General features: G+C 68.3%; 24 protein-coding genes. 9 read left to right on the forward strand and 15 right to left on the reverse strand.

Annotated features, from left to right (window positions below; translation table 11 throughout):
• Positions 1-279: 279 nt before the first annotated feature.
• Positions 280-1,464, reverse strand: coding sequence for a TadA family conjugal transfer-associated ATPase (locus ACFVMC_RS04465; RefSeq protein ID WP_379206783.1), 1,185 nt, complete (start codon positions 1,462-1,464; stop codon positions 280-282).
• Between the two features lie 28 nt (positions 1,465-1,492).
• On the reverse strand, positions 1,493-2,605 hold the full coding sequence (gene ssd, locus ACFVMC_RS04470; RefSeq protein WP_379206785.1) for a septum site-determining protein Ssd: 1,113 nt from the start codon (positions 2,603-2,605) through the stop codon (positions 1,493-1,495).
• A 411-nt stretch (positions 2,606-3,016) separates the two neighbouring features.
• Between ssd and ACFVMC_RS04475 the strand changes: the two genes are divergently transcribed.
• Positions 3,017-3,850 carry an HAD family hydrolase gene (locus tag ACFVMC_RS04475; RefSeq protein ID WP_379206786.1) on the forward strand — a complete coding sequence of 278 codons (834 nt, stop codon included), beginning with the start codon at positions 3,017-3,019 and terminating at the stop codon, positions 3,848-3,850.
• A gap of 404 nt (positions 3,851-4,254) precedes the next feature.
• Here the strand turns inward: ACFVMC_RS04475 and ACFVMC_RS04480 are convergent, their stop codons facing one another.
• From ACFVMC_RS04480 to ACFVMC_RS04500, 5 genes are all read right to left on the reverse strand, one after another.
• A complete protein-coding gene (locus tag ACFVMC_RS04480; protein WP_379206788.1) occupies positions 4,255-5,004 on the reverse strand; it encodes an oxidoreductase in 750 nt (249 codons plus the stop codon).
• Between the two features lie 63 nt (positions 5,005-5,067).
• On the reverse strand, positions 5,068-6,753 hold the full coding sequence (locus ACFVMC_RS04485; RefSeq protein ID WP_379206790.1) for a dipeptide ABC transporter ATP-binding protein: 1,686 nt from the start codon (positions 6,751-6,753) through the stop codon (positions 5,068-5,070).
• An 8-nt stretch (positions 6,754-6,761) separates the two neighbouring features.
• Positions 6,762-7,787: an ABC transporter permease gene (locus tag ACFVMC_RS04490; protein WP_379206792.1), complete on the reverse strand. Its 1,026-nt coding sequence runs from the start codon at positions 7,785-7,787 to the stop codon at positions 6,762-6,764.
• On the reverse strand, positions 7,780-8,706 hold the full coding sequence (locus tag ACFVMC_RS04495) for an ABC transporter permease (protein ID WP_379206794.1): 927 nt from the start codon (positions 8,704-8,706) through the stop codon (positions 7,780-7,782). The genes ACFVMC_RS04490 and ACFVMC_RS04495 overlap by 8 nt, the downstream gene beginning before the upstream one ends.
• Before the next feature lie 66 nt (positions 8,707-8,772).
• Positions 8,773-10,371, reverse strand: coding sequence for an ABC transporter substrate-binding protein (locus tag ACFVMC_RS04500; protein ID WP_379206796.1), 1,599 nt, complete (start codon positions 10,369-10,371; stop codon positions 8,773-8,775).
• Between the two features lie 387 nt (positions 10,372-10,758).
• Here ACFVMC_RS04500 and acs point away from each other — a divergent pair, with 387 nt between their 5' ends.
• From acs to ACFVMC_RS04520, 4 genes are all read left to right on the forward strand, one after another.
• On the forward strand, positions 10,759-12,714 hold the full coding sequence (acs, locus tag ACFVMC_RS04505; protein WP_379206798.1) for an acetate--CoA ligase: 1,956 nt from the start codon (positions 10,759-10,761) through the stop codon (positions 12,712-12,714).
• 165 nt (positions 12,715-12,879) lie between these two features.
• Positions 12,880-14,118 (forward strand): Na+/H+ antiporter NhaA, encoded by a 1,239-nt coding sequence (nhaA, locus tag ACFVMC_RS04510; RefSeq protein WP_379206799.1) that lies wholly within the window; start codon positions 12,880-12,882, stop codon positions 14,116-14,118.
• Positions 14,115-14,597 carry a phage holin family protein gene (locus tag ACFVMC_RS04515; RefSeq protein ID WP_379206801.1) on the forward strand — a complete coding sequence of 161 codons (483 nt, stop codon included), beginning with the start codon at positions 14,115-14,117 and terminating at the stop codon, positions 14,595-14,597. The genes nhaA and ACFVMC_RS04515 overlap by 4 nt, the downstream gene beginning before the upstream one ends.
• A 17-nt stretch (positions 14,598-14,614) precedes the next feature.
• Positions 14,615-15,547 carry an alpha/beta fold hydrolase gene (locus ACFVMC_RS04520; RefSeq protein WP_379207822.1) on the forward strand — a complete coding sequence of 311 codons (933 nt, stop codon included), beginning with the start codon at positions 14,615-14,617 and terminating at the stop codon, positions 15,545-15,547.
• A gap of 2 nt (positions 15,548-15,549) precedes the next feature.
• Here ACFVMC_RS04520 and ACFVMC_RS04525 read toward each other — a convergent pair whose 3' ends face one another.
• From ACFVMC_RS04525 to nth, 4 genes are all read right to left on the reverse strand, one after another.
• Positions 15,550-16,743 carry a MarP family serine protease gene (locus ACFVMC_RS04525; protein WP_379206803.1) on the reverse strand — a complete coding sequence of 398 codons (1,194 nt, stop codon included), beginning with the start codon at positions 16,741-16,743 and terminating at the stop codon, positions 15,550-15,552.
• Positions 16,740-17,447 carry an NUDIX hydrolase gene (locus tag ACFVMC_RS04530; RefSeq protein ID WP_379206805.1) on the reverse strand — a complete coding sequence of 236 codons (708 nt, stop codon included), beginning with the start codon at positions 17,445-17,447 and terminating at the stop codon, positions 16,740-16,742. Before ACFVMC_RS04530 ends, ACFVMC_RS04525 begins: the two co-directional genes overlap by 4 nt.
• Before the next feature lie 151 nt (positions 17,448-17,598).
• Entirely contained in the window at positions 17,599-18,231 is a 633-nt protein-coding gene (locus ACFVMC_RS04535) for a TlpA family protein disulfide reductase (RefSeq protein ID WP_379206806.1), read from the reverse strand.
• A complete protein-coding gene (nth, locus tag ACFVMC_RS04540; RefSeq protein ID WP_379207824.1) occupies positions 18,228-18,935 on the reverse strand; it encodes an endonuclease III in 708 nt (235 codons plus the stop codon). Before nth ends, ACFVMC_RS04535 begins: the two co-directional genes overlap by 4 nt.
• 217 nt (positions 18,936-19,152) lie before the next feature.
• Between nth and ACFVMC_RS04545 the strand changes: the two genes are divergently transcribed.
• Together ACFVMC_RS04545 and ACFVMC_RS04550 are read left to right on the forward strand one after the other, a co-directional pair.
• The gene (locus ACFVMC_RS04545; RefSeq protein ID WP_364988635.1) at positions 19,153-19,395 is read left to right on the forward strand and encodes a hypothetical protein; all 243 of its coding nucleotides are present in this window, start codon (positions 19,153-19,155) and stop codon (positions 19,393-19,395) included.
• Between the two features lie 153 nt (positions 19,396-19,548).
• On the forward strand, positions 19,549-20,223 hold the full coding sequence (locus tag ACFVMC_RS04550) for a Crp/Fnr family transcriptional regulator (protein WP_379206808.1): 675 nt from the start codon (positions 19,549-19,551) through the stop codon (positions 20,221-20,223).
• 70 nt (positions 20,224-20,293) lie between these two features.
• Here ACFVMC_RS04550 and ACFVMC_RS04555 read toward each other — a convergent pair whose 3' ends face one another.
• The 3 genes from ACFVMC_RS04555 to ACFVMC_RS04565 all read right to left on the reverse strand — a co-directional run bounded on the left by ACFVMC_RS04555 (position 20,294) and on the right by ACFVMC_RS04565 (position 21,994).
• Complete coding sequence (locus ACFVMC_RS04555) at positions 20,294-21,085, reverse strand: MBL fold metallo-hydrolase (protein ID WP_379206810.1); 792 nt, start codon at positions 21,083-21,085, stop codon at positions 20,294-20,296.
• A 228-nt stretch (positions 21,086-21,313) separates the two neighbouring features.
• The gene (locus tag ACFVMC_RS04560) at positions 21,314-21,826 is read right to left on the reverse strand and encodes a RidA family protein (RefSeq protein ID WP_379206812.1); all 513 of its coding nucleotides are present in this window, start codon (positions 21,824-21,826) and stop codon (positions 21,314-21,316) included.
• A gap of 3 nt (positions 21,827-21,829) precedes the next feature.
• Positions 21,830-21,994: a DUF4177 domain-containing protein gene (locus ACFVMC_RS04565; RefSeq protein WP_194816913.1), complete on the reverse strand. Its 165-nt coding sequence runs from the start codon at positions 21,992-21,994 to the stop codon at positions 21,830-21,832.
• Between the two features lie 259 nt (positions 21,995-22,253).
• On the opposite strand from ACFVMC_RS04565, the gene ACFVMC_RS04570 reads away from it, so the two are divergent.
• Positions 22,254-23,210: an ArsA-related P-loop ATPase gene (locus tag ACFVMC_RS04570; RefSeq protein WP_379207826.1), complete on the forward strand. Its 957-nt coding sequence runs from the start codon at positions 22,254-22,256 to the stop codon at positions 23,208-23,210.
• Positions 23,207-24,337, forward strand: a complete 1,131-nt coding sequence (locus tag ACFVMC_RS04575) for an ArsA family ATPase (protein WP_379206814.1) — start codon at positions 23,207-23,209, stop codon at positions 24,335-24,337. The genes ACFVMC_RS04570 and ACFVMC_RS04575 overlap by 4 nt, the downstream gene beginning before the upstream one ends.
• 58 nt (positions 24,338-24,395) lie before the next feature.
• Here the strand turns inward: ACFVMC_RS04575 and ACFVMC_RS04580 are convergent, their stop codons facing one another.
• Positions 24,396-24,719, reverse strand: coding sequence for a WhiB family transcriptional regulator (locus tag ACFVMC_RS04580; RefSeq protein WP_054816825.1), 324 nt, complete (start codon positions 24,717-24,719; stop codon positions 24,396-24,398).
• Between the last annotated feature and the right edge of the window lie 129 nt (positions 24,720-24,848).

Genomic DNA, 24,848 nt, shown 5'->3' on the forward strand with positions numbered 1-24,848 from the left:
GCACCAACAGCCCTCGGCCCCGCCAACCACGAATCCGCACCAACGCCCCCCGGCCCCACCAACCACGAACCCACACCAACGGCCCCGGCCCCGTCGCCATCGAATCCGCACTGTCGGGCGATATGTCCGGCCACCCTGCGCAGGGAGGATTCGCCGACCGAGCGGCCTGGCAGGTGCGCACCGCGAAGGGCGCACTCAGCGGTGGCTGCGCCGACGACCAGTTCGGCGACCAGCAGGGTGCGGTGACCAGCACGGGCAGAGCCGTGGGCTGCGGCCCGCTCATCGGTCGAGCCGTTCGGCGAGCAGGCGGGCGAGGGTGGGGGCGGCCGGAGTCGGGGCGGTGGCGTGCCAGGCGGGAACTATGTGGACTCGGCCCGTTGGGGTGCGTTCGAGGAGACCGATTTCGCGGAGGTGGCGGGTGCCGTCGGGGCGGCGGTGCACGTGCAGGATGACCTGGACGGCGGCGGCCAACTGGCTGTGCAGTGCGTCGCGGTCCATGCCGCCCAGGGCCGCGAGGGCTTCGAGGCGAGCGGGGACTTCCCGCGGCGAATTGGCGTGCACGGTGCCGGCGCCGCCGTCGTGGCCGGTGTTGAGAGCGGTGAGCAGGTCTACGACCTCGGCGCCGCGTACCTCGCCGACGACGATGCGGTCGGGCCGCATGCGCAGGGCCTGGCGGACCAGGTCGCGGACGGTGACCTGGCCTACGCCTTCGACGTTGGCGGTGCGCGCGACCAGCCGGACGACGTGCGGGTGCGGCGGGGACAGCTCGGCGGCGTCCTCGACGCACACGATGCGCTCGCCTGGGTCGACCTCGGCGAGCAGACCGGACAGGAGGGTGGTTTTGCCGGCGCCGGTGCCGCCGACCACCAGGAACGCCAACCGCGCCCGGATGATCCGTTCCAGCAGCGCCTTCGCCGCGGGCGGCACCGCGCCGGTGGCGGCGAGCGCGTCGAGCCCCTGTGTTGCGGGCCGCAGGACCCGCAGGGACAGGCAGGTGCCGCCGTGCGCGATCGGGTCGAGTACCGCGTGCAGCCGCACGCCGAACGAATCACCAAGGGCTGCTTCACTTCCGGCGAGCCGTCCGTCTACCCAGGGTTGCGCGTCGTCGAGCCGGCGGCCCGCCGACAGGGCCAGCCGCTGCGCCAGGCGACGCACCGCGGCCTCGTCGGTGAAGGTAACGGCGGTGCGCTCCAGACCGCGACCGCGATCGATCCACACGGCATCCGGTGCGGTGACCAGCACATCGGTGACTTCCGGATCGTGCAGCAGCGGCTCGAGCACGCCCGCGCCGGTGAGTTCGGTTTGCAACAGGCGCAGCGCGCGCAGCAGATCGGTGTCACCGAGCACCGCACCCGCTTCGGCGCGGATAGCCGCCGCGACCTGAGCGGGTTCCGGCGCTCCGGTGTGCCCGGCCAGCCGCTCGCGCACCCGGTCCAGTAGCTCCGCGGTCACCAAGGTCGGCATCGCATTCTCCTTTCCAGGCCAACGACCTTCACCGAATCCCTTGCCGTGCAGGCGAACTCACTACCGACAACACCGCATCGGCGGCATCCAGAAGCGGCCCGCGCCTCGGCAGCGTGAGCCCGCCCCGCTCCAGCCGAGCCGCCAGGCCGGGCTGGGCACGCACCGCCGCGAGCAACGGCAGGTCCAACACCTCGGCGATCTCGGCGCCACGCAGACCACCGGGTGCCGGACCACGAACTATCAAGCCCTGGTTGGGATTTCGTGCCGCAATAGCGGCTGCGACGGTTTCCGCCGCGGCGACGGCGCGTAGCCGGGCGGGCACGATCAGGACGACGAGATCGGCCGCGTCGAGAATCGTCTCGGTGTGCGGGCCACGATCGCCGGATAGGTCGCAGATCACGAGATCGCCTGCGGCCCTTCCGGCTTCGAGTACGGCATGGATCGCGGCGGGTGTGATGCCGGTTGGCAATCGGCCCGCACCACCTCGCTCGCAGGACAGCACGGGCAGACCGGGCGCGGCCGCGGGCAGGGCGGCGTGCAGCGCGGCGGCGGAGATGCGGCCGTCCTCGACGACCAGGTCGGGCCAGCGCGGCCCGGCGCTGTTCTCGAGGCCGAGCAGCAGGTCCAGGCCACCGCCGTGGGGTGCGGCATCGACGAGAACGGTGTCGGAACGGAACCGCTGGGCTGCCGATCGCAGGCCGATGGCGGCGGCCAGCGTGGAGGCTCCGGCACCGCCGCCCGCACCTGCCACGGCGATAACCACACCGTCGCCGTGACGGTATTCGGCATGCTCAGCAAACTTCTCGACAAGTCGTTCCGCGGCGGCCGGCAGCGCGATGACGAGCTCTGCGCCGACCGCCGCCGCGGCCTGCCAATCGGGCAGTTCCGGCTCCCCGTCGGTGACCAGGACAACACCGGCGCGACGCGGATATCCGGTGTCGGCGCAGGCGCGCGCGGCGCCGGTGTCGAGGATGGCCAGTGGCGCGGCGGCCCAGCTGTGCCGGCCGATCGGGAGCTCGCGTTCGTCGAGGCCGCGTTCGGCGGCGGCCGCGATCCGGCGGACTTCCTCGCGGAGGCGACTGTCGCGAATGAGCACAAGGCCCGGTGGAGCCGCGATCACCTGCGCTGCTTCGAGTTCCATGCGGCGAGCGTGCTGCATCACGGAAACTCGCGAAAGACCCGTCATGCCGAATGTGGATAACTCGGGGGGTGTGGATAACTTTCCGCCGGAACGGGCGGCCGTCCTCGAAATAGAGGACGGCCCCAGCCGGGGGGGGGGAGGAGGCTGGGGCCGTCGGGTTCAGCCCCGGGGGGTCGGGCTGAACGCGCCTGGACTATGTCCAGGTGCCAGCAATACTACACCCAAGCCCGGGCAAGAACGCAAGTCCGTATCTGGAGAAATTTGAACCCCGCCGAGGGCCCGGCAGCGCGCGGGCAAACATCGGGTCACCATATGCGCGGCGGCGATCGATCCCCGCGTGCCCCGCTCTCGTTCGCGCACCACCGGTCGGTCGATCCGCGGGCCCGGCCCAGGCGGCCCTATTCTGGACGGGTGACGGCCGACGTTGATCCGACATCGCACCACTCCGAGAGCCGCGGCGACCGCGTGGCCGCGTTCTTCGACCTGGACAAGACGGTGATCGCCAAGTCGAGCACGTATGTATTCAGTAAGCCTTTCTTCGCCCAGGGCCTGCTCAACCGCCGCGCCGTCCTGGAGAGCAGCTACGCGCACTTCATGTTCCTGCTGTCGGGCGCCGATCACGATCAGATGGAGCGGATGCGCGAGCATCTCACCAAGATGTGCGCCGGCTGGGATGTCGAGCAGGTGAAATCCATTGTGGCGGAGACACTTCACGAGCTCGTCGATCCGCTCATCTACGCCGAGGCCGCGGATCTGATCGCCGACCACAAGATCCGGGGCCACGACGTGGTGATCGTGTCGGCCTCGGGTGAGGAGATCGTCGCGCCGATCGCCGAGGTGCTCGGCGCCGAGCACACCGCGGCCACCAGAATGGTGGTGCGCGATGGCAAGTACACCGGCGAGGTCGAGTTCTACTGCTACGGCGACGGCAAGGTGCAGGCGATCGAAAAGCTCGCCGCCAGTTCGGGTTACGACCTCGCGCGCTGCTACGCCTACTCCGATTCGGTGACCGACCTGCCGATGCTGCAGGCGGTGGGTCATGCGACGGCGGTGAACCCGGACCGGAATCTGCGCCGGGAGGCGACGGCGCGGGGCTGGCCGGTGCTCACCTTCTCCAATCCGGTGTCGCTGTGGGCCCGGTTCCAGGCGCCGTCCTCGACCACGCTGGCGGCGACCGCCGCGGTGGGGATCAGTGCCGTGCTGGCGGGTGCGATCTCCTATCGGCTGCTGCGCCGACGTCGCTGAGCGACCCGCATTTAACCACGAAACGCCGCAGGACACGCCGGTAATTTGATGTTTTCGCAGCTCTTGAGTGGCGCCGGTCACAGTGGTAGAAAGGTAGGCAAGGAAGGACGGAAGGCTTAGGCGGAATCGGAAGAGAAGATTCAGTCTCCCGACCCACCCTTCCCAGCACGGGCACCGGGCACCCACGCGGAGCACGCCGCGACAAGGGCAGAAGCGTTGTGGGCCTGCGACATTCGAATTGGTACGGCGAGAGCCTCGCACAGGTTGCGGGGATGAACCGTAGGAGTCCGAATCATCGCCGAGGCCGCCGAACACAACCCACCTAGCACGCTTGGTAACCCGGTAGTCCGTGCTTCGCGGGCGGTGAAGTCGCAGTAGCGGCTACGCCGCCCGCTTTGATGTGTCTAGGCCACTGCCGAATCCGCGATCGAGGCCGCCTCTCGGGCGCCGTCCTCCAGCGCGCCGCAGCTCAGGATCACCCAGCCGCCGACCGCGTCCGGATCCCCGCTCGCGAACGCCGCGGCCGCGTCCAGGTAGGCCTGGCGGCGGCGGAACCAGAACACCTCGGGAACTCCGAGACTGTGCGGGTCCAGCCCACTGGACACCGTGACCAGCCGCGAAGCCGCCCGCGCGACGATGCCGTCGGCTGTGCCGAAGGGACGCAGCGCCAGCAGCTCACCGTGCACGACCGCCGCGATCACCGGCGCGGGCGCGCGGGTGGACAGCACCGTCTGCGCCAGCAGGTCCAGTCGCTCGGCCACCCCGGGCTCGGTGCGCGGCCGGCCGAGCAGCGTCTCGTCGGTGACCAGATCGGCCGCGGCCAACAGGTGCAGCCGGGCCAGCGCCTGCAACGGCGCCCGCTGCCAGGTGCCGGCGAGGGTGCGCAACGCCTCCCCGTCGAGCGCCTGCCCGACCCGCAGCGATCCGGCCAGGATCGGATCCTCGACGAAACCGTCGACCGTGGGCAGCCCGGTGCTGCCGCCGTCGATGGCGGCCGAGGAACGCGCGGCGCGCACCGCGGCCTCGGCGGCCGTGGTCGGCCAGCCCCGTCGATTGGCCTTGTGCCGGTGCACCGCGGCCAGCGCGTCCCGGGCGCGGTCGGCGGCATCGCGGACGCCGGGCAGGTCGACGAGGGGCTGCAGCGGATCGGTCACGAGGTACGAGGCTAGCGGCAGGCCGCGGCGGACGCCCCGCCGGGAAGCGGGGCGTCCGCCGGTTCAGCCGACCAGCAGTTCGCGGCCCGGGATGGCATCCAGCAGCCGGCGCGTGTATTCGGTCTGCGGATTGTCGAATACCTCTGTGGTGGTAGCGGATTCGACGACGCCGCCCTTCTGCATGACCAGGACGTTGTCCGCGATCTGCCGGACCACCGCCAGATCATGGGTGACGAACAGGTACGACAGACCAAGCTCGGCTTGCAGATCGTTGAGCAGGTTCAGGATCTGCGCCTGCACCAGCACGTCCAGCGCCGAGACGGCCTCGTCGCACACCACCACCTCCGGCTCCAGCGCCAGCGCCCGCGCGATCGCCACGCGCTGACGCTGCCCGCCGGACAGCTCGTTCGGATAGCGGCGCATCACCGTCGACGGCAGCGACACCTTGTCCAGCAGATCGCGCACCGTGGCCTCGCGCTCCTTCGCGGTACCGATGCCATGCGTGCGCAGCGGCTCCTCGATGGTGCGATAGATCGAGTACATCGGATCCAGGGAGCCGTAGGGATCCTGGAAGATCGGCTGCACCCGCCGCCGGAAAGCGAAGGCCTCCTTGCGGTTCAGCTTGGCGACCGTGCGGCCGTCGAAGGTGACCGAACCCGAGGTGGGCTCCAGCAGGCCGAGCACCATCTGCGTGACGGTCGACTTACCGGACCCGGACTCGCCGACGATCGCCGTGGTCGTGCCTCGCTTCAACCGAAACGACACATTGTCGACGGCGATGAAATCCGTCGACTTCCACGGCACACTCCCGCGGATCTTGAACGCCTTGGTGAGGTTCTCCGCGATCACCACGTCGTCGGGTACCGCCGCGGTCGCCGTATCCTCGGCCGCCACCTGCTCGGCGACCTCCACTGCCTGCTCACGGATCTCGGCGCGTTTACGCACCGCCGAAAGCCGCTGTGAGGCCAGCGAAGGCGCCGAGCTGACCAGCTTCTTGGTGTAGAGGTGCTGCGGATTGCGCAGGATCTGCAGCGCGGGCCCGGATTCCACCACCCGGCCCCGGTACATCACCACCAGATGCTCGGCGCGTTCGGCGGCGAGCCCGAGATCGTGCGTTATCAGCAGCACGGCGGTGCCGAGTTCGCTGGTCAGCTCGTCGAGATGGTCGAGGATCTGACGCTGCACGGTGACATCGAGCGCGGAGGTCGGCTCGTCGGCGATCAGCAGCTTGGGCCGGCACGACAGGCCGATGGCGATGAGCGCGCGCTGGCGCATACCGCCGGAGAACTCGTGCGGATACTGGTTCACCCGGCGCTCGGCATCGGACATGCCCGCTTCCTCGAGCAGTTCGGCGGCCCGTACCGCCGCCTGTTTGCCCTTGGCGATCCCGTTGGCCTCCAGCGTCTCCCGGATCTGGAAACCGATCTTCCACACCGGGTTCAGATTCGACATGGGATCCTGCGGCACCAGCCCGATGCCCCTACCGCGCACGGCCACAATGTCTTTCGCCGACGCGGCGGTCAGGTCCTTGCCGTCGAACATGATCTGTCCGGAGGTGACCTCACCGCTGCCCGGCAGCAGATCGATGATGGCGTGCGCGGTGGTGGACTTACCCGACCCCGATTCGCCCACGATGGCCACGGTCTGGCCCGGATACACCGCCAGGCTCACCCCGCGGACCGCGGGGATCTGCTTGCCCTCGGAGGTGAAACAGACGTTCAGGTCCTCGATCTCGAGCAGTGGCTCCATGGCGGCGGTCACCTCTTCCTGGATTTCGGATCGAGCGCGTCGCGCACCGCGTCACCGAGCATGATGAAACTCAGCACGGTCAACGCCAGGGCGGTCGCGGGATAGAACAGGATCGCGGAGGTCCGGATCTCGATGCGGGCCTGCGCGATATCCGAGCCCCAGGACACGATGGTGCGCGGCAGCCCGACGCCCAGGAACGACAGCGTCGCCTCGGTGACGATGAAGACGCCGAGCCAGATCGTGGTCACCACGATCAGCGGGCCCGCCGCGTTGGGCACCACGTGCCGCAGCAGCGTCCGGAATCGGGAGACACCCAATGCCTTTGCCGCCGTCACATATTCGCTGTTTCTGGCTTCGATCACCGCGCTGCGGGCGATGCGCGCCGCCTGCGGCCAGGTGAAGGTGGCCAGAATGCCGATGACGGTGAAGATGGTCCGCTGGTCCAGCAGCTGCATCACCACGATGGCGGCCAGCATCAGCGGGATGGCGTAGAACACCTCGCCGACCCGCGACACGATCGAGTCGAGCAGACCGCCGTAGAACCCGGCGAGCGCACCGAGCGTGCCGCCGATCAGCAGGAACAGCAGCGCCGAGCCGACACCGGCCTGGACCGAGGCGCGGGCGCCGTACACGGTCCGGGCATAGATGTCGCAGCCCTGCTTGTCGAACCCGAACGGGTGCCCGGCGCCGCGCGGCGCCATGCTGAACGCGCCGTCGCAGTACTGCGGGTCCTGACTGGTGAACAGCGACGGGAAGAACACCACCACCATGACGAACACGATCATCAGCATGGCGACCACGAAGATCGGGTTGCGCCGCAGTTGCCGCCACGCGTCGGTCCAGATACTGGTCGGGGCGCCGCTCTCGTCGACTTTGTCGGTCGCCAGCACCTCGACCTCGTCGGGTGGGGCTACGTAATACTCCTGGCCGGGCCGGGATCCCGCCTGGGAGGCCGAGGCGCGCAGCGCCAAAGAGTCGGGGGCGTGGGGGTGTCCCCCACCGGACTCAGCGCTTGGCTTTTCGAGGTCAGGCATAGCGGATCCTCGGGTCGAGGGCGGCGTACAGCAGGTCGATCAGCAGGTTCGAGAGCAGGAAGATCACGATCAGCACCGTGACGAACGAGACCACCGTGGGTGGTTCACCGCGCACCACCGCCTGATAGAGCGTGCCGCCGACACCCGGAATATTGAAGATGCCCTCGGTGACGATGGCGCCGCCCATCAGCGCGCCGAGATCGGCGCCCAGGAAGGTGATCACCGGGATCATCGAGTTGCGCAGAATGTGCACGGTGATGACCCGGGGCCGGCTCAGGCCCTTGGCCGTCGCGGTACGCACGTAGTCGGCGGTCATGTTCTCCGCCACCGAGTTCCGGGTCAGGCGCAGCACATAGGCGAACGACAGCGACCCGAGCACGAACGCCGGGACGAGCAGTTCGCCGTAACTGGCCTTGCCGGTGACCGTCACCGGCGCGATGCCCCACTTCACACCGAGCAGGAACTGCGCCAGGAAGCCGACCACGAAGACGGGGACGGCGATGATCACCAGGCTGATCACCAGCATGGTCGAGTCGAACAGTTTGCCCTTACGCAGACCCGAGACCAGACCGAAGATGATGCCGAAGATGCCTTCGATCGCCACCGCCATCAACGCCAGCTTGATGGTGATCGGGAAGGCCCGGGCGAGCTCGTCGCGCACCGGCCGCCCGGAGAACGCCGTGCCGAAATCGAAGGTGACGATGCCCTTCAGGTAGTACAGGTACTGCATGATGAAGGGTTCGTCGAGGTTGTAGCGCGCCCGAAGGGTGGCCTCGACCGCGGGTGTCAGTGGTTTCTCACCGGCCAGCGCCTTGATCGGATCGCCCGGGATCAAGAACACCATCGCATAGATCAGCAACGTCGCCCCGAGGAAAACGGGGATCATCTGGAGCAGACGCCGCAGGACATACCAAGCCATAGCTGTATTCCTCCGGAAAGGCTGAAAGCCGCACCCCGTGACGGCGGTGCGGCTTCAGCGAGTCGACTACTTCTCGATGTTCTCGAAGTCGAACAGGCCGTTCCAGGCCAGCTTGCCGGACTTCACCTTGTCACCGATGCCCGCGGCGGCGATGTAATCCCACAGCGGAATGTCGGCCATGTCCTTGATCAGCAGGGCCTGCGCCTCACCGACCAGCTTGTAGGACTGCTCCTCGGTGGCCGCGGCGAGCGCGTCGTTGAGCAGCTTGTCGAACTGGGGGTTGTTGTAGTCGACGTTGTTGGTCTCGGAGTGGCTGTAGTACTGCGAGGTGAGGAACTGCAGCATGGTCGGGTAGTCACCCTGCCAGCCGTAGCGGAACGCCTTGCCGATGGTCTTGGCGTTGACCTCGTCGCGGATCTGCTTGAACGTCGGATACGGGGTGGCGACGGCGTCGATGCCGAGGGTGTTCTTGATGCTGTTGATCACGGCCTCGGCCCATTCCTGGTGGCCGCCGTCGGAGTTGTAGGAGAACTGGTACTGGCCCGACCACGGGGACATGGCGTTGGCCTGGGCCCAGATCTTCTTGGCTTCCTCGGGGTTGTACTTCAGGGTTTCCACGCCGGGCAGGTTGCCGTTGAAGCCGGGCAGGGTGCTGGCGGTGTAGTCCAGCGCGGGCTTGCGGGTGCCGTGGAAGATCTTGTCGCAGATCTGTTCCCGGTTGATCGCCATGGACAGGGCGCGGCGGCGCAGCACGCCTTCCTCGCCGCCGAAGTGCGGCACGGAGGTCTGGATGCCGATGTGCTGGTTCTGCGCGGTCGGCTTGGTGATCGCGCGGTCGCCGAGGTCGTTCTTGTAGGTGGCCAGCGCGCTGGACGGGATGGTGTCGAGCGCGTCCAGGTTGCCGCCGAGGAGATCGGCGTAGGCGGTGTCGAAGGACTGGTAGTGCACGAACCGCAGGCCCTTGTTCTTGGCCGGGCGACCGCCCTTGTAGTCCGGGTTCACGTCGAGGTCGATCTTGACGTTGTGTTCCCAGGTCTTGAACTTGTACGGGCCGTTGCCGACCGGCGCCTCACCGAAGGCCTTCATGTCCTTGAACGCGACATCGGGCAGCGGATAGAACGGCGCGTAGCCCAGTTCGGTCTCGAAATCGATGGAGGGCTGGGTGAGTTCGACGGTGAAGGTGCGGTCGTCGACGACCTTCAGCCCCTTCATGGTCTGGGCCTTGGGCGGGTCCGCCGAGACCTCGTCGAAGCCGACGATCGGGGTGAAGACGTAACTCTGTAGCTGGGCGTTGGTGCCTAAGGCGCCGTAGTTCCAGGCGTCGACGAAGTTCTTGGCCTTGACCACGGTGCCGTCGGTGAACTTCCAGTCCGGCTTGATCGTGATCTTGTAGTTCTTGCGATCGGTGGTCTCGATCTTCTCGGCCAGCTCGTTGTGCGCCTTGCCGTCGGCGTCGTAGAACTTCAGCCCGGCGTAGAGCCGGTCGACCACCCGGCCGCCCATGTTCTCGTTCGTATTCGTGGGCACCAAGGGGTTCTGCGGCTCACCCGCGTTGACCGTAACGATGCCAGCGTCGGCACTGTCGTCCGACGAACAAGCGGTCAGCCCGAGGCTTGTGGCCACCAGTGCTGCCGCGGTCAGCGCGATTGCTCTGTTGAATCTCAACGCAACTCCCGATCTCGGTGCGAGGGGAGCGGTGGGCACGCACGATCCGGCACGCATCCCGGCCGTTCCCCCAGGATGCATCGGAGGTTAACCATCCTGGACAGTCCTGTCCTGAGATCGAGCAAGGTTCATCCCACAATTTACATATCCGGTGGATTGCTGGGTGAACAGAAAAGATCGCGCAAATACCACCCATCCGCCGTAACTATGCCTCCACGCGAGGCTTCGCACTATTCAACGGATCGGCTCGGCTCACAACCGATTTTTCCCAGCTGTGATCGTGTGAAACCTGGCGGACACACTCGACCCGGCGGGCGGCCCGGTTGACTACTGTCGAGGCTGGCCGCTCGAATCGTGCGCTCAGGTTACGTGGAAAGAAGAGAAGAGATGACCGAAACCACTGCCGATCATCAGGATTCGTACCCCCCGTCGCCGGAGTTCGCCGCTACGGCCAATGCGAATGCCGCCCTCTACGGGCAGGCCGAGGCCGACCGCGACAAGTTCTGGTCCACCCAGGCCGACCGGCTGCACTGGCACGAACGCTGGTCGCAGGTGCTGGACTGGTCGGACGCGCCGGTCGCGAAATGGTTCGTCGACGGCAAACTCAACGTCGCCTACAACTGCGTGGACCGGCACGTGCTCGCCGGGCATGGCGGCCAGGTGGCCATCCACTGGGAGGGCGAGCCGGGCGATTCCCGCGACCTCACCTACAACGATTTGCTGGCCGAAGTCTCCAGGGCCGCAAACTATTTCACCGAACTCGGACTGGTCGCCGGGGATCGCGTAGCCATCTACATGCCGATGGTGCCCGAGGCGATCATCGCGATGCTGGCCTGTGCCCGACTGGGGCTCACCCACTCGGTGGTCTTCGCGGGCTTCTCCCCCACCGCGCTGCGCCAGCGCGTGGACGATGCCGAGGCACGGCTCATCATCACCACCGACGGGCAGTGGCGGCGGGGTAAGCCGGCGCCGTTGAAGGAAGCCGTCGACGAGGCGCTCTACGCGAACGGCGATGTGCCCCATAGCGTGGAGCATGTGCTGGTGGTGCGTCGCACCGAGATCGAGGTGCCGTGGACCGAGGGACGCGACCTGTGGTGGCACGAGACGGTCGGTCAGGCATCCCCGGAACACGAGGCGCAGCCCTTCGATGCCGAGCATCCGCTGTTTATCCTCTACACCTCCGGCACCACCGGAAAGCCGAAGGGCATCCTGCACACCACAGGTGGGTACCTGACCCAAGCGTCGTACACCCACCACAACGTGTTCGATCACAAAGCGGGACACGACGTCTACTGGTGCACCGCCGATATCGGCTGGGTCACCGGGCACACCTACATCGTGTACGGACCGCTGTCCAACCGGACCACCCAGGTGGTCTACGAGGGCACGCCCAACTTCCCCGACGAGCACCGGCACTGGAACATCGTCGAGAAGTACGGCGTCAGCATCTACTACACCGCCCCCACCCTGGTCCGCACCTTCATGAAGTGGGGCAGGGAGATTCCCGCCGCCCACGACCTGTCCTCCCTGCGCCTGCTCGGCTCGGTCGGCGAACCGATCAACCCCGAAGCCTGGCGCTGGTACCGAGACGTCATCGGCGGCAACCGAACCCCCATCGTCGACACCTGGTGGCAGACCGAAACCGGCGCCATCATGATCTCCCCGCTGCCCGGCGTCACCGCCGCCAAGCCGGGCGCCGCCATGACTCCCCTGCCGGGTATCTCGGCCAAGGTTGTCGACGAGGACGGCAAGCCCGTGCGCCTCGGCGAGACCGAGGCCAACGGCTACCTCGTGCTGGATCAGCCGTGGCCGTCCATGCTGCGCGGCATCTGGGGCGATATGGACCGCTACCGGGCCACCTACTGGGAGCGCTACGCGGAGCAGGGCTGGTACTTCGCCGGTGACGGCGCCAAACTCGACGCCGACGGCGACCTGTGGGTCCTCGGCCGCGTAGACGACGTCATGAACGTCTCCGGCCACCGCATCTCCACCGCCGAGGTGGAATCGGCACTGGTCGGCCACTCCGGCGTCGCCGAAGCCGCCGTGGTCGGCGCCAGCGACGACACCACCGGGCAGGGCATCGTCGCCTTCGTCATCCTGACCGCCGAGGCGCGCGATACCGGCGCCGGACTGGTCGACGAGTTGAAGGCCGAGGTCGCCCGCGAGATCAGCCCGATCGCGCGACCGCGCGAGATCCACGTCGTCCCGGAACTGCCCAAGACCCGCAGCGGCAAGATCATGCGCCGCCTGCTGCGCGACGTGGCCGAAGGCCGCGAACTGGGTGACACCTCCACGCTGGTGGATCCGAACGTGTTCGAGGCGATCCGGGCCAGCCGGGCCTGAGCAGGGTGCATTATCGGGCCGGTGACCGTTCGGGTCACCGGCCCGATCCGTTAGGATTGCGTAAGGTGTGCCGGGAAGTCTGGTCGGCGTGCGGACGAGCGCCCCGCGGCCGAGACGGCAGGGCGGCGAGTTCGTGGCTTCGCCCATCCTGCCGAAAGGTTTCCCGTGATCAGCCAAGTCCGCTCGGAACTGACCCGCTACCTGCGGACCGAGACCGTCGGCGGCGCAATCCTTCTCATCGCCGCGGCGATCGCCCTGCTCTGGGTCAACTCCCCCTGGGGGCACAGCTACACCACGATTGCCGAGACTGTGCTGCCGATCAAGGCGCTGCACCTCGAGCTCACCGTCGCCGACTGGACCAAGGACGGCCTGCTGGCGATCTTCTTCTTCGTCGCGGGCCTGGAGGTCAAACGCGAACTCGTGGTCGGTGAACTCGCCGATCGGCGTCGTGCCGCGCTGCCGATCATCGCCGCCGTCGGCGGTGTGCTCACCCCCGCCCTGATCGCGCTGGCCGTCGGCTTCGGCGCACCCGGCATGGACAAGGGCTGGGCCATCCCGGTCGCCACCGATATCGCTTTCGCGCTGGCCGTGCTGGCCATGACCGGCTCGCGGGTACCGACCAGCGCGCGGGTCTTCCTGCTCAGCCTGGCCGTCGTCGACGACCTGCTCGCCATCCTCCTGATCGCGGTGCTGTTCACCACCACGATCTCGTTCCTGTGGCTGCTAGGCGCGGCGGCCGCCGCCGCGGCCTGGTGGCTGGCGCAGCAGCGGCGCATCCGCACTCCACTGATCTATCTGCCGCTGGCGCTGGTGTGCTGGTATGCCCTGCACGAGGCCGGAATTCATCCGACGCTGGCCGGCGTCGCCCTGGGCCTGCTCACCCGCGTGCGCCCCGACCCCGACGAGGACGAGGCGCCCGCCACCCGGCTCGAACACCTGGTGCAGCCGATCTCGGCCGGGCTGTGCGTCCCGCTGTTCGCGCTGTTCGCCTCCGGGGTTCCGCTCAACGGCGCGGTGCTCGGTCAGCTGTTCACCGACCGGCTCGCGCTGGCGGTGATCCTCGGCCTGCTGGTCGGCAAAACCCTCGGCATCTTCGGAATCAGCTGGGCGGCAATCCGGTTGGGCATCGCCAAACGGCCGGCGGATCTGGAGTACCGCGACATGTTCGCCCTGTCGGTGCTGGGCGCGATCGGATTCACCGTTAGCCTGCTTGTGGCAGAACTCGCGCTGGAAGGCAGCTCGGTCGAATTGGCGAAGGCCGCGGTGTTGATCACCTCCATGGCGGCATCGCTGGCCGGTTCGGCGCTACTGTTGCGGCGTGGGCGCGTCCATCAAGCGCGGCGCGACGCTCGAGGCAGACAACCCAGGCTGGACCGGGACATGGAAGAAGGGTCGACGAAGTGAGTTTCGCACAGGGCAACGGGAACGACGGTTCGCGCGACGGCACGGTGTCTTCCATCCCCCTGACCGACGCCAATCCGCCCGGATCGGCGAGCTTCGGCACCCTGGTCCGCGACGCCACCGAACAGATGTCGACGCTGGTGCGCGCCGAGGTCGCCCTGGCCAAGGCCGAGGTGACCGGCGAGATCAAGAAGGGCCTGCAGGGCAGCGTCTTCTTCATCCTGGCGCTGACCGTGCTGCTGTTCAGCAGCTTCTTCTTTTTCTTCTTCCTCGGCGAACTGCTGGATGTGTGGCTGGAGCGCTGGGCGGCGTTCCTGATCGTGTTCGCGCTGATGATCGTCGCCACGGTAGTGCTGGCGCTGCTCGGCTGGCTGCGCGTGAAGAAGCTGCGCGCGCCGGAGAAGACCATCGATTCGCTCAAGCAGGCCAAGACAGTGCTGCCCAGCGGATTCGGCTCCGACGCCCGCGAAATCCGCGGCTAAACTCCCTGGGCGTGTCGATCAACTTTCCGGACCCGTCCAGCGTCCGCTACGACGGGCCGTGGACGCATCGGGACGTGCATGCCAACGGCATTCGCTTCCACGTCGTCGAAGCCGCGGCCACCGCGGACCGGGTCGACGCGCCACTGGTGGTGCTGCTGCACGGTTTCGCCGACTTCTGGTGGTCGTGGCGGTATCAGCTGACCGGGCTGGCCGAACGCGGCTTCCGAGTGGTCGCGGTGGATCTGCGCGGCTACGGCGACACCGACAAACCGCCGCGCGGCTACGACGGCTGGACCCTGGCCGGCGATGTCGCCGGACTGATCCGCGCGCTCGGCCACACCGACGCGACCCTGATCGGGCACGCCGACGGCGGACTGGTCTGCTGGACCACCGCCGTCCTGCATCCCCGGCTGGTGCGCGCCATCGCCGTGGTCAGCTCGCCGCATCCGGCTGCGCTCAAGCGGGCGGTGCTGCGCGACGGCGCCCAACGCCGGGCCTGGCTGCCGAACTTCCTGCGCTACCAGCTCCCCCGCTATCCGGAGCACCTGCTCACCACCTCGGACGGATTCGAGGTGGAGCGGCTGCTGCGGCAGCGAGTCGGCGGAAACTTCTCGGGCACCACCGAATTCGTCGACACCGCGCGGCGCATGCGCTCGGCCATCCAGATTCCGGGCGCTGCGCACTGCGCCCTGGAATATCAGCGCTGGGCCTTCCGCAGCCAGTGGCGCCCGGACGGCCGCCGCTTCATGGCGACCATGCGGGTGCCGATCGATATCCCGGTGCTGGCCCTGCGCGGCGAACTCGACACCTACATCCTGCCGCGCACCTTCCAGCGCGGTCAGCAGTGGGCGCCGGGAGCCCGGCCGGTCACCATCTCCGGCGCCGCCCACTTCGCCCACCAGGAGAACCCGGAGGCCGTGACCTCCGAGCTCGCCAAGTTCCTGTCCTGAGCTCAGCTCAGCACGCAGGCTCCGGTGTTGATCGGAGTATTGGCGGCATCCGCGGCCACGATGTCGGCCTGGATCTCCGCGAGGGTCAGCACATATCCGGTGTCCTCGTCGGTGACGGCCGCGCCGAAGACGATGCCGAGCACCTTTCCTTCGGTATCGACCAGCGGCCCACCGGAATTGCCCGCCCGCACCAGACCGCGCACCGTGTACACCTCGCGCTCGACGGTGCCGTTGCGGTAGATCGTCGGACCGGTCAGATCCAAGGTCTCGCGGATACGGGCCGCGCTGGCGGTGTATTTGCCGCCGCCCGGATAGCCGAGCACGATCGCGCTGTCCCCGGACCGCGCCGGTTCGGGCGCGCGATCGACCAGCGGCGCGGTCAGCCCGGGCACCTTCAGCACCGCGACATCGCGCGACGGATCGAACAGCACGACGGTCGCGTCCAGCGGACCACTCGCGGTGTCCACCGCGACACTGGTGGTGCCCGCGACGACGTGGGCGTTGGTGATCACACGCTCGTGCGCGATCACGAAACCCGAACCCTCCAGGGCGCGCTGGCAACTGGGTGCGACGCCGCGGATACGCAGCACGCTCTGTTGCAGCTGGGCGGCGACCGGGCTGGCCAGCACACTCGGGTCGGGCGCGGCGACCGGCGCGGTGGGCGCGCGGCCGAACGGCCCGATGACATCCGGCAGCCCGGAGGTGTTGAGCAGCTTGGAGAATTCGTTGGGCACCTTGCGCAGCCAGTTCGGCGCGACCTGGTTGACATCGGCCAGCACCCGGGAGCCGTTGATGGCGGTGGCGATCGCGGGCTGAGACGACGTGGCCAGCGGCAGCGCCAGCAGCCACGCGGTGACCAGCACCGCCACCGCCTGCAACACCGCACCGGTCACGCTGTCCACACTGCGGGTGAACGGATGCCGCATCCCGCCGCGGGCCGCGCGGCCGAGCACCATGCCGGCCACCTCGCCCACGATCACCAGTAACACGATCAGCAGCACACCGGTGAGTACCCGGGTGCGGCCCTCGTCCACATGCTTGAGGATGTGCGGGGCGATCAGGATGCCGGCGACCGCGCCGAGCACCACGCCCAGGAACGCCAGGGCCGAGGCCACCGCGCCCTGCCGCCAGCCCGAGGAGGCGGCGAGCAACGCGAGCAACACGACGGCGATGTCGAGCCACACCGAGGACGTCATAAGGTCATCCCCACAGCGGCCAGCGCTTCTTCGAGGTCACGCACGTCATTGTGGTCCCAATCCAGTTCCCACCCGGCATTTTTGAAGATCCCGTTCAGGATGCCGCCGGTCAGGCCCCACACCAGCATCCCGTCGACCTGGAAGGCGGGGCTCTGATAGCCGGTGCGGCGCACCATGAACCGATTCGCCGGATCCAGCAGTTCCGACAGCGGAACCCGCACCACGCGCTCGGTCTCGCCGGTGTTCACCACGCGGACCTCGGCCGGGTTGTGCCAGTAGGCCAGCACGGGCGTCACGTCGAAACGCGAGGGCGGCACGAACAGCGTGGGCATCACGGCCAGCGGAGTCACGTCCTCGCGGCGCACACCGGTTTCTTCACAGGCCTCGCGCAGCGCGGTATCGACCGGGCCCTGATCACCGGGATCGACCGCGCCGCCGGGAAAGGCGACCTGGCCGCGATGCTGGCGCATGGTCGAGGCCCGCTGGGTGAGCAGGACATCGGCGTCGTCGGGCCGGACCGGGCCGGTGGCGTCACCGCTGAACAGCACCAGCACCGCCGCCTGCCGCGGCTCTTTGACCACGGCCATCGCCCGGCGCATGGCCCGCGCCACGGACATGGTGTCGAGGGTGTCGGTGGCGTCGGCGGCCGCCGACTCGACCGCCGGGCGTAGCCAGGGCGGGGCCTGCTGCGGCTCGAGGTTCATCGGCCGCTGCCCGATCTCGTGCTCACTCCAACCTCCGCCACCGAAATTCGCCTCCGCAGCGGTTGCTGCGAGATACCTTGCGCTCTAGACCTTCTCATGATCGCACCGTCGTCCGCAGGGATCGGGCGGTCGTCATCGCGCCGCGGCATGGTCATGCCCGGACTCCGAGCCGCGCGGCGACCGTGTCGGCGATGTCCTCGACATCGGTGAACCGGCGCACCACCACCTCGGCGACGGATCCGTCGGCGCGCAGCAGCACCGAGACCGGCAGCACCGCCGGGGCGCCCACCGTGGTGCGCAGTTTCGCGTCCGGATCGAGCACACCCGGCAGGGTGACGTGCAGCTCGGTCAGCATGGTCAGCGCCGCGGCGGTCTGGGGATCGCTGTGCACGGTCAGCACGGTGAGCGCGGAGCCGGCGCGCTCGGCGTAGCGCTGCAGGTCGGGCAGTTCCTCGCGGCACGGACCACACCAGTAGGCCCACAGGTTGAGCAGCGCCGGTTTGCCCGCGAGCGCGGCGGCCAGCTCGAGGGGCGCGCCGTCGGCCAGGCAGCTGACGGTGAGCCCGGCCAGCGGGCCGCCAGCGACGGCCCCGGGGGCGGGGCGCGGGCAGGGCGTCAGCCCGGCGGCGGCGCGCAGTTCCTCCGAGACCTGGCTGGTCTGCTGGACCCGGCGTTGCGGCTCGGCCTCGCCGTCCTCGTCGCGCGGCCAGAGCGCGACGGCCAGCGCCAGCACGGCGATCAGTCCCACCAGCGCCCAGCGCAGCGCGACCGGAAGCTGTTTCACAGGCCGGCCATCCGGAGCAGATGCTCGCGCTCGGGCCCCTTCACCAGCTTGGCCGCGGCCTCGGGTTCGGTCGGCCCGGCCCCGAAGGACGGGCAGTCGGCGGCCAGCACACAGACACCGCATGCCGGTTTGCGCGCATGGCAGACCCGCCGGCCGTGAAAGATGACCCGGTGCGAGAGCATCGTCCAGTCCTTGCGCTCGATCAGCGCGCCGACGATGTGCTCGACCTTGACCGGGTCCTCCTCGGCGGTCCAGCCCCAGCGGCGCACCAGCCGGCCGAAATGCGTGTCGACGGTGATGCCCGGGACACCGAACGCGTTACCGAGAATGACATTGGCGGTCTTGCGGCCAATGCCGGGCAACTTCACCAGCTCCTCGAGAGTGTGAGGTAACTCACCCTCATGGTGTTCCAGCAGGGCCTGCCCGAGCCCGATCAGGGAACTGGTCTTGTTGCGGAAGAACCCCGTCGGCCGGATGTATTCCTCCAGCTCCGCACGGTTCGCCGCGGCGTAGGCGCGGGCATCGGGGTACTTCGCGAACAGCGCCGGAGTGGTCAGATTCACCCGCTCATCGGTGCACTGCGCGGAAAGTATTGTCGCCACCGCCAATTCGAGTGGCGTGGTGAAGTCCAGCTCGCAGTGCGCATCCGGGAAGGCCGCCGCCAGGACCCGGTTCATCCGACGGGCCCGGCGCACCAGACCCAACCGGGTTTCCGCTTGTCGGGACCTGGTTTTGCGCTTCGGCGCGGCGGGAGCGGCGGGCTGTGCGACGGCCGCCCCGGCATCCGGCGACGACCCGCTGACGGCGGTTGCAGAGGGGGTGACACGCACCCGTCCACCATACGGACTCGCCGTGTGACGGTGCCCGCTCAGTTCTCTCCCCGTGTTCCATCTGAGACCTCGACCGTGTTTACTTCCCGGTATGCAAGGACTCGCTGTGGTGCTCTTCCCAGTGGCGTTGATGCTGTTCGCCCTGGTGATGGAGCGGGTCGAGAATCGGCTCCGCAAACTTCTGGAACCCGACCCGGAGGTTCAGCAGTACCTGGACAAGGCAAGCAACGCCGAGGTCACCGAGCTGACCAAGCTCGGCCTGCCCGCCGCGGTAGCCCGGATGCGCAAGCGCCGGACCCGCAGTGAAGAATTGGACGTCGCCCGCGCCAGCTGAGGCCGGGGTGTCCTACTAACCGCAGGGCAGTGCCCAACGCAATGCACTCTTTACGTGGTGTCTGTCACTACCGTTCAGTAAAGCCGCGTAGACTGCGCTGTTGGCCGATCGCATCGGTCCAGGACAGAGCCATATCCCATAAGGAGCACATTCGTGGACGAGGCCCTCGCCAGAGCAGGCATCTTCCAAGGCGTTGAGCCCACCGCGGTGGCCGCGCTCGCCAAACAGCTGCAGCCCGTGGATTTCCCACGCGGCCATGTCATCTTCAATGAGGGTGAGCCCGGCGATCGGCTGTACATCATCACGTCCGGCAAGGTGAAGATCGGCCGCCGCTCCCCCGACGGCCGGGAGAACCTGCTGACCATCATGGGCCCGTCCGACATGTTCGGCGAGCTCTCCATCTTCGACCCGGGCCCGCGTACCTCCACCGCCACCACGGTGACCGAGGTCCGCGCCGTCACCATGGACCGGGAAGCGCTCAAGGCCTGGATCGACCAGCGCCCGGAGATCGCCGAGCAGCTGCTCCGCGTGCTTGCCCGGCGTTTGCGCCGCACCAACAACAACCTGGCCGACCTCATCTTCACCGACGTCCCCGGCCGGGTCGCCAAGGCGCTGCTCCAGCTGGCGCAGCGCTTCGGCACCCAGGAGGCGGGCGCGCTGCGGGTCACCCACGACCTGACCCAGGAAGAGATCGCCCAGCTGGTCGGCGCCTCCCGCGAGACCGTGAACAAGGCCCTGGCCGACTTCGCGCACCGCGGCTGGCTGCGGCTCGAGGGCAAGAGCGTGCTGATCTCCGACTCCGAGCGGCTGGCGCGCCGCGCGCGCTGAGGCCCGCCCGCGAATTCCATACCGAGAAGCCCGCCGATTCGTCACACGGACCGGCGGGCTTCGGTGTCCCCTAAGAGTGGGTGCGCAGGTATTCCAGCTGGGCCTGCACCGAACTGCGGGCCGCGAGCCACAGCCGCTTGTCCACATCGGCGTAGACCTTGCGGACCACCGCCATCGCTCCCGCGTCCGGCCCGAGTTCGCGCAGTGCCGCGCGGACCTGATCGAGGCGTTCCAAGCGGTGCTTGATGTAGTAGCGCGCGACCGGTTCCAGATCCGGATGGTCCGGGCCGTGCGCGGGCAGCAGCGCCTTGCCCGAGCCGGCCGCGAGCAGCCGGTCCATCGACGCCAGATAGTCGGCGAGGGTGCCGTCGGTGGAGTCGAGCACGGTGGTGCCGCTGCCGAGAATAGTGTCGCCGGTGAGCACCGCGTCGTCGAGCACGAAACTCACCGAATCACCGGTGTGCCCGGGCGTTGCCAACACCTCGATGCGCAGCCCCGCCGCTTCGATCACCTCGCCGTCGGACAGCGGGGTGTCCGAGCCGCGCAGGAACTCCGGGTCGACGGCGCGCACCGGCGTCCCGGTCAGTTTCACCAACTTGTCGATCCCGCCGGTGTGGTCGTGATGCCGGTGCGTGATGAGCGTCAGCGCAATCCGCCCGCCGGTGCACGCCGCGATCGCGGCGCTGTGCGCCTTGTCCTTCGGCCCCGGATCCACCACCACGTACTCCGGACAATCCGGCGCCCGCAGGATCCAGGTATTGGTCCCCTCGAGCGTCATCTGGCCCGGATTCTCCGCGAGCAATACCGCGGCAGTCGGCGTGACCTGCCGCAACTGCCCGTACGCGGGATGTTTCAGCGTCATCGCAATCCTAAGTTTCCTGCGTCCCAACGCATTCGACGCTAGACCGCCTTCCCTCCACACGCACCCCGTCCGGAGGGAGTCTTACGACCGACCGTTTGCGGCCGTCTCGCATCCGAGCGGTCGAAGCGATGCGCGCAGCGCGAGTCTCGACCGCTCGGATGCGAGACACACAGGGCCGCAAACCCGCGGCGCCCGCGCCGCCAGCAACACTGCGCCCGCGCCGCCATGTCACCGCACCTCGGCGATGACCTCGACCTCGACCGGGACGCCCCTGGGGAGTTCGGCGACGCCGACGGCGGCGCGCGCGTGCACGCCGGCCGGGCCGAAGACCTCGCCCAGGAACTCCGAGGCGCCGTTGATGACCAGCGGCTGGTCGGTGAAGCCCGGTGCGGATGCGACGAATCCGGTGACCTTCACGATCCGCACCACATTGTCCAGCCCGACCAGGGCGTGGATGGCGGCGAGCGCGTTCAGGGCGCAGGCCTCGGCGGCCTTGGCGGCCTCGTCCAGCGAGATGTCCGCGCCTGCCTTGCCGATCCAGGGCAGTTCACCCTTGACGAACGGAATCTGGCCGGAGGTGTAGACCAGCGAACCGCTCCGCACCGCCGGAATGTAGGCCGCGACGGGGGCCGCGACCTCGGGCAATGTCAGACCGAGCTTGTCCAGATTGGCTTGCCACTGGGGGATGGCGGGAGGCGTAGCCGACGGGGTAGGTGAATTCGGCGTGGCGGGGGCGGTCATCGGTTACTGCTTCGGGCGCTTGAGGTAGGCGACGTGCTGCTCACCGGTCGGGCCGGGCAGCACCGAGACCAGTTCCCAGCCGTCGGCTCCCCACTGGTCGAGGATCTGCTTGGTCGCGTGCGTCAAAAGCGGAACGGTGGCGTACTCCCACACGGTCAAGTCACTCATGAGGTGAGTCTATGGGGCGGCCCCTCATACGAATCGGACCGGTTCGGTTACCTACGTCTCACTGTCTGATACAGAACTGCCGAAACGGCGCGCTGGAACCGGATCCCCGGGGCGCGGGGAGAAAACGAGTTATAGGCTCGCGAGCGTGGGAGTACCAACAGCAGTGCCCATTTCGGCCTCCAATGACGGAGCGGGCGATCGCAGCGCCGCGGAGCCGGGTCCGGCGACCGGGTGGCCGGAGCGCGCCGAGAAGGCACGCCTGCACTATGTATCCGGTAAGGGCGGCACCGGAAAATCCACGGTCGCAGGCGCGCTCGCGCTCGCGCTGGCCGCCGGGGGCCGCCGGGTGCTGCTGGTCGAGGTGGAGAGTCGCCAGTCCATCGCGCAGCTGTTCGATCTGCCGCCGCTGCCGCCCACCGAGACCCGGATCGCCACCGCCGACGGCGGCGGTGAGGTGATCGCGCTCGCGCTCGATATCGAGCACGCATTCCTGGAATACCTCGACATGTTCTACAACCTCGGCTTCGCGGGCCGGGCCATGCGCCGGATGGGCGCGATCGAGTTCGTCACCACCATCGCGCCCGGCCTGCGCGACGTCATCGTGACCGGCAAGATCAAGGAGTGCGTCGTCCGGGTGGACAAGGCGGGCAAGCGGGTCTACGACGACATCGTGGTGGACGCACCGCCGACCGGCCGGATCGCCAGCTTCCTCGACGTCACCCAGGCCATGAAGGAGATCGCCAAGGGCGGCCCGATCGCGGCGCAGGCCGAGGGCGTATCCAAGCTGCTGCACTCGGATCAGACCATGATCCATCTGGTCACCCTGCTCGAGGCGCTGCCGGTGCAGGAGACCGCCGACGCGGTCGCCGAACTCACCGCCAACGATCTGCGGATCGGCACGGTGATCGTGAACCGGGCCACCGAGGGGCAGCTGCCCGCCGCGGTGCGCGATCGCGCCGCGGTCGGCGAGATCGACCGCGACGCGATCGCCGCCGGCCTGGACACGGCCGGAATCTCGCTCACCGACAGCGACTTCGAGGGCCTGATCACCGAGACGGTGGAGCACGCGGCGACGCTGGTGGCGCAGGATGCGAGCGCGCGCGAACTCCGTCAGGTCGATGTGCCGCAGCTGTACCTGCCCGCCTTGGCGGACGGCATGGACCTCGGCGGCCTGTACGAGCTGGCCGAACATCTGAGCAAGCAGGGCGTGAAATGAACGATTCGGTGCCGTCGCTGGACATCTCGGGGATCATCGCCGACCGCTCCGCCCGCGTGGTGGTGTGCTGTGGTTCCGGCGGGGTCGGCAAGACCACCACCGCCGCGGCCATCGCGCTGCGCGCCGCCGAGCTGGGGCGCAAGGTGGTCGTGCTGACCATCGATCCGGCGCGCCGGCTGGCCCAGTCACTGGGCGTCGCCGATCTGGACAACGCGCCGCAGCGGGTGGAGTTGGGCCCGGACGCGGAGGGCGAGCTGCACGCCATGATGCTGAACATGCGCCGCACCTTCGATGACATGGTGCTCGAGCACACCAGCCCGGAGAAGGCGGAGCAGATCTTCGCCAACCCGATCTATCAGACGGTGGCCTCGTCGTTCGGCGGCACGCAGGAGTACATGGCGATGGAGAAGCTCGGCCAGCTGGCCGGGCGCCGCGAGTGGGATCTGATCGTGGTCGACACGCCCCCCTCGCGCAACGCGCTGGATTTCCTGGACGCGCCCAAGCGGCTCGGAAACTTCCTCAACGGCAAGATGATCCGGCTGATCATGGCACCGGGCCGCGGTGTCGGCCGGTTCGTGACCGGCGCGATGAGCCTGGCCATGCGCGGGGTGTCGACCATTGTCGGCGGCCAGATGCTCAAGGACGCGTCGAATTTCCTACAGTCGCTGGAGTCGCTGTTCGGCGGTTTCCAGGACCGGGCCGATCGCACCTACGCGATGCTGTCCAAGCCGGGCACGCACTTCCTGGTGGTCGCGGCGGCCGAACCCGACGCGCTGCGGGAAGCGTCGTTCTTCGTCGACCGGCTATCCACCGAACGCATGCCGCTGGCCGGTCTGGTGCTCAATCGCACCCATCCGGCGCTGAGCACCTTGCCCGCCGATCACGCGCTGACCGCGGCCGACCAGCTGGCCGAGTCCGATCCGCTGACCGCGGCCGCGCTGCGCATCCACGCGCAGCGGGTGGAGACCGCCAAGCGCGAACAGCATCTGCTGCACCGGTTCACCGGCGCGCACCCGCGGGTGCCGATCGCCGCGGTGACGGCACTGCCCTTCGAGGTATCCGATCTGAAAGCGCTACGCGCGGTGGGCGATCAGCTGACCGGAGTCCAGCCGGTCCAGATCGAATAGCTATGGGACAAAACGAAACCGAGCCCGCAACGCGGGCTCGGTTTCGAACTTTTCGGCGCTACATCGCAATCTGATGCTGCCGCTGGGCCTGGAAGAAGTCGGCCCAGGACGTCACCTCCGGGTGCTGTTTCAGCAGCGCACGGCGCTGCCGTTCGGTCATGCCGCCCCACACACCGAATTCGACCCGATTGTCGAGTGCGTCGGCACCACACTGCATCAACACCGGGCAGTGCCGGCAGATGGTCGCGGCTTTGCGCTGCGCCGCACCGCGGACGAACAGCTGATCGGGATCTACTTCCTTGCATCGGGCCTGGGCTACCCAGGCGATTCGCGCTTCGGCCTGCTCTACGTCCAATCGAGCGATGGGGGTTGTCATATGCATTTGGTGTGCCCCTTTGCAGTCCGAACACCGGGTCACGGCGCTCCAGAATCGCGTGCAGGCCCCGCAGCAACCCGAACCCCGCTGCGAACTGCACCACATTCCACTTTGAGTGTTAGCTCTATCACACTG

This window comes from Nocardia sp. NPDC127579 (genome assembly GCF_042672005.1).
GTDB lineage: Bacteria > Actinomycetota > Actinomycetes > Mycobacteriales > Mycobacteriaceae > Nocardia.